The 4,374-nt window shown below is 44.3% G+C and carries 6 protein-coding genes; 3 read left to right on the top strand and 3 right to left on the bottom strand.

Going from position 1 to position 4,374, the window contains the following annotated elements; all coding sequences use genetic code 11:
- From RT064_RS10905 to RT064_RS10895, 3 genes are all read left to right on the top strand, one after another.
- The coding region (locus tag RT064_RS10905) for a hypothetical protein (RefSeq protein WP_313063386.1) at positions 1–369 on the top strand (369 nt) is incomplete at its 5' end.
- The gene (locus RT064_RS10900) at positions 370–1,410 is read left to right on the top strand and encodes a class I SAM-dependent methyltransferase (RefSeq protein WP_313063385.1); all 1,041 of its coding nucleotides are present in this window, start codon (positions 370–372) and stop codon (positions 1,408–1,410) included.
- 58 nt (positions 1,411–1,468) lie between these two features.
- Positions 1,469–1,885 carry a DUF2177 family protein gene (locus RT064_RS10895; RefSeq protein ID WP_060995743.1) on the top strand — a complete coding sequence of 139 codons (417 nt, stop codon included), beginning with the start codon at positions 1,469–1,471 and terminating at the stop codon, positions 1,883–1,885.
- 62 nt (positions 1,886–1,947) lie between these two features.
- Here the strand turns inward: RT064_RS10895 and RT064_RS10890 are convergent, their stop codons facing one another.
- The 3 genes from RT064_RS10890 to RT064_RS10880 form a co-directional block, all read right to left on the bottom strand.
- A complete protein-coding gene (locus RT064_RS10890; protein WP_313063384.1) occupies positions 1,948–2,679 on the bottom strand; it encodes an SDR family NAD(P)-dependent oxidoreductase in 732 nt (243 codons plus the stop codon).
- A 3-nt stretch (positions 2,680–2,682) separates the two neighbouring features.
- Positions 2,683–3,717 (bottom strand): NAD(P)/FAD-dependent oxidoreductase, encoded by a 1,035-nt coding sequence (locus tag RT064_RS10885; RefSeq protein WP_313063382.1) that lies wholly within the window; start codon positions 3,715–3,717, stop codon positions 2,683–2,685.
- Positions 3,718–3,874: 157 nt separating this feature from the next.
- The coding region (locus RT064_RS10880; protein ID WP_313063381.1) for a fasciclin domain-containing protein at positions 3,875–4,374 on the bottom strand (500 nt) is incomplete at its 5' end.

Here is a 4,374-nt window from a genome sequence, read left to right as displayed (position 1 = left end):
ACCTTGGTGAAACGCCGTCAATCCGATTTAGCCAAGCGGCGCTCGTTTACCGATTACCTACCCTACCCAATTGTTGATCATCTGCTCACGCCCGTTCAACAAAGTGCGGCAAAAGCGGCACGGCAAATAATATTTTTATTGCTATCAAAGCTCAAACAGGGTCATCTGACCGTCATTGAAACCTTCCATCAGTCTGACGATATAGCAACTAAGGCAGCGACTAAGGCAGCGACTCATAAAACCTTCGGTGTTAAGGTGCTGAATACTGATCTTGTAACACAGTCGCCAGTGAGCGATACACAACGAACGCTAGGGGAACAAATTGGCAATCATCCTTTGGCAGTGACACTCACCATCCATTCACCGTAAGTGTATCAACACCTATTAACAGGCGGTTCGATTGCTTTTGCTGATGATTATATTGATGGTTTGTGGCAAGCCGATGATTTAACAGCATTTTTACGCTTGATTGCACGCAATTTGACCCTCATCAATACCATCGAAGCCAAATTTGCCAATGTGACCAAACGCTGGGAACACCGCCAACACCGCAATCGGCATAATGATAAAAACAACGCCAAATCCAATATTTTAGCCCATTATGATATTGGCAATGCGATGTATGCATTATTTTTGGATGAGCGCATGATGTATTCATCGGCAATTTATCCGACACCCTTATCAAGCTTGTCGGCAGCACAAACCCACAAGTTGGCAAAAATTTGTGAATTAGCTGAGTTAACAGCTGACGACCATGTCATTGAAATCGGCACGGGCTGGGGTGGATTTGCTATTTATGCCGCGACCCAATATGGCTGCCGTGTCACCACCACAACTATCTCAGACGCGCAGTATGAAGAAGCAAAACGGCGAATTGCAGCTGCCAATCTAACCGACAAAATCACCCTGCTAAAACAAGACTATCGTGAGCTTACCGGCAAGTATGACAAGCTGGTCAGTATTGAGATGATTGAAGCGGTCGGTCATGAATATCTGCCAGATTTTTTTGCCCAGTGTAATCGACTGCTCAAAGATAATGGGCTGATGGTATTACAAGCGATTACCTTCAATGACCGAGGTTATCAAAAATATTTGCATGGTGTGGATTTTATCCAAACCCATGTTTTCCCAGGCGGGTGTTTATTGTCTAACAGTGAAATTCTCAGCCAAGCGCGTGACCATACCGATATGCAAGTAATGTCATTGGTTGATTATGGCTATGACTATGCCCGTACCTTGATTGATTGGCGCTATAATTTTATGCAGGCGCTACCGCAGCTCAAGGCACTCGGATATGACGATGCGTTTATACGTTTATGGCATTTTTATTTTGCGTACTGTGAAGCCGGATTTTTGGAAAAAACCATTGGCGTGGTGCAAGTACGCCTTGAAAAAGCCCATTACCGTTAACCCAATTTGCGCGGCCAAAGGTTCATGACAATTAATAACAGGACACAAGGATTTAGCAATGGCACCATTAAACTATCTGTGGGTATATCTGATCGCCGTCATGGTATTTTTGGGTATTGATGCCGTATGGCTTAAAACCATGACCCAACGCTTTTATGCACCGCGCATTGGACATCTACTCAGTGAATCACCCAATATGACGGCAGCAGGCGTGTTTTATCTATTTTATGTTTTTGCGCTTTGCGTGGTGGTCATCTACCCGCAGTTAAAAGCTCACGCGTCATTGGCGGTATTGGCAGGATATGGGGTGGTCATTGGGCTGATGGCATATGGGACTTATGATTTTACAAGCTTAGCATTACTTAAAGGTTATGATAAAACTGCGGCACTGGTTGATTTTATTTGGGGCGGCTTGGTTACAGGATTAACTTGCGTGATTGTGGGCGTCATCTACAAAAACTGGTTGATGGATTAGCCTTAAGCTAGGTACACGGCTACAACCCTAATACAAGGTTAAGGCACAATTTTAAGGCGGCTTTAAGGCAGAATTTCTTTACCATCCCAAGCCCAAATTTTGCCCGAGTCTTTAGGCGTGAGCTGATGCAAAACCTTAAGTAAACTTTGCGCTGAGAATGCTGGGGTAAATAATTTACCTTCTGCTACATTTTTTTGAAATGGTTTGGATAACTCACTGTCTACCGTGCCAGGGTGCAAAGCAACAATAATCGCGTTGGGGTTTTTTCGTTGCATCTCGATGCTTAAATTTTTAATGCCCATATGTAAACTTGCTTTTGCCATTCGATAACCATACCAGCCGCCCAAGCGATTATCCGAAATACTTCCTACCCGTGCCGACAATACGGCAAATAGCGATTGCGAGGATTTGTTTAAGGCGGGCAAGGCGTATTTGGCAATCATCATCGGTAATACTGCATTGATGTGGAAATATTGGTGCAGCTGATCGGCTGTGATATCTCGCAGCGATTTTTCAGGCGCGATGGGTTGAGCCTCGATTTTAGACTCATGTAATAACCCAATCGTCACAATGACACCGTCCAATGCTTGAGTGCTACTTATCGCTTTGATAAGCGCGGCGATAGCCAGCTCATCATCAAAATCAAGCTGATGAGGGACGATATGAGGGTGGCTAAATGCCGGGGGTTTTCTGGCAATGGCATGAATGGTGGCATTTGGATAGGCGATAGCTAAACAATTACAAAATGCCTTTCCAATCGCGCCAGAAGCACCAAATATGGCGATATGTTGCATACGCTACTCGCTTTTTAGTAATTCAATCATCGCTTTTGCCAGTTTTTGACCGCTTAAGTAGGCAGACTCGACATCACCCTTAAGTAGCCAGTCCCCACAAACACCGATGTTTTGCTCGCTATCTAGTAGATAGCCTAACTGGTGGTCACCTGATTGGGAGTTAACCGCTTCGCCTGTGGCATAGCGCCAGTGGTGTATGTCTTTGTGTGCTGCAGTCGATAAATCGATACCCAATAGTTGACTCGCCGCTTGTGTCAAATGGCTGATACAGGCAGTTTTATCTTCCTCAATATGTCTATTCGTCCATGCTGGGGTACTATGAACCACAAGGCTATAACCGCCTTTGCGATGGGGTTTTGCACTATTGACGATAATTTTATCGATATCCTCACTCTCGATTTTGGCATACTCATAGTCTAAAGCCAGTGGCGTATCAAATCCCAGCATCAGCACACTACAAGGCATAAGCGCATATTTATTCAACACTTTGGTATGTAGCGATGTTTGAGCAAAGCTTTTTGCTTGTTCTACAGGCATTGCCGAAATAATCCAATCAAACTGACCCAATGTCTCACCCTTGTCACTTAACAACTCCCAACTATTAAAAATCGGATGATGATCAATGATCGAGGCTACTCTGGTATTGCGCTGCACAGTTAAGCCACTGGCGAGATGTTTACCAATGGCATTCATGGCGGGTATACCCACATAGTAGTCAGAATAACAGTCAGAGACTTTGGGCACGGAGTGTGATTTGGTAGACACAAGGGGAATATCGGGGGTAGCTTGGTCAACTGCCCATACTGCAATCACCCCTTTAGCGAGTAATTGATTGACAAAACCTTGAAAATCATCGTTACTGGCAGTAAACGCCGCAACACCATGATCAAAATAAAATGGTTCGGCACGGCGCGTTGCTAGTCGCCCACCAATGCCACGGGATTTTTCAAAAATCACTACGTCGTGTCCTGCTTGTTGCAACGCTTTACCACAAGTTAACCCTGCCAATCCTGCACCGATAATGGCAATCCGTTTCATAGTTTTATCCGCTCTATACGATTTTTGAAAGTTAAAAAAATAGCGATGACTCGTATCACCGCTATGCCATCAGACCAATAAATTGTTGGCTACTATTACTAAAGATAACTATGCATAAAGACAACAATTTATCGGTGATAACTTTATCTATGATAACTTATCTTTTTGGTAAAATGACACGGTCAATCACATGTACCACACCATTGCTCGCTTTGATATCTGTGGTGACAATGTTGGCAACACGTCCATTGGCATCTTGTAATTTACCATTTGAAGTCACCATGACGTTTTGACCTTGTAAGGTTTTAACCATACCTGGCTTGACATCTTTTGCCATTACTGTGGCTGGCAGCACATGATAAGTTAACACAGATTGTAGTAACGGTTTGTTTGCAAACAATTGCGCTTTGGTCATACCAAGCTCAGCAAGTAGATTGGCAAACGCAGCATTGGTCGGCGCAAATACGGTGATGTTTTTAGTGGTCGCGACGGTGTCGGCTAAACCTGCGGCTACCACCGCTTCAACTAATATTGAAAAATCTGGATTTGATTTTGCCACATCAACAATGTTAGCTGCGTGCATCGGTGCATGAGCGGTATGGGTTGGCGTCGTTGCACAACCGGCTAATAACGTGGTAGAAATCGCCGCTGCTAAGA

The organism is Moraxella sp. CTOTU49097 (assembly GCF_032064105.1).
Classification (GTDB): Bacteria; Pseudomonadota; Gammaproteobacteria; order Pseudomonadales; family Moraxellaceae; genus Faucicola; species Faucicola osloensis_B.
This window is presented reverse-complemented; position numbering and strand designations above follow the sequence as displayed.

Bases quoted from the DNA above. Each gene is read 5' to 3' on its own strand.
- RT064_RS10885 (WP_313063382.1), bottom strand. From the start codon at position 3,717: ATGAAACGGATTGCCATTATCGGTGCAGGATTGGCAGGGTTAACTTGT.
- RT064_RS10895 (WP_060995743.1), top strand. From the start codon at position 1,469: ATGGCACCATTAAACTATCTGTGGGTATATCTGATCGCCGTCATGGTA.
- RT064_RS10890 (WP_313063384.1), bottom strand. From the start codon at position 2,679: ATGCAACATATCGCCATATTTGGTGCTTCTGGCGCGATTGGAAAGGCA.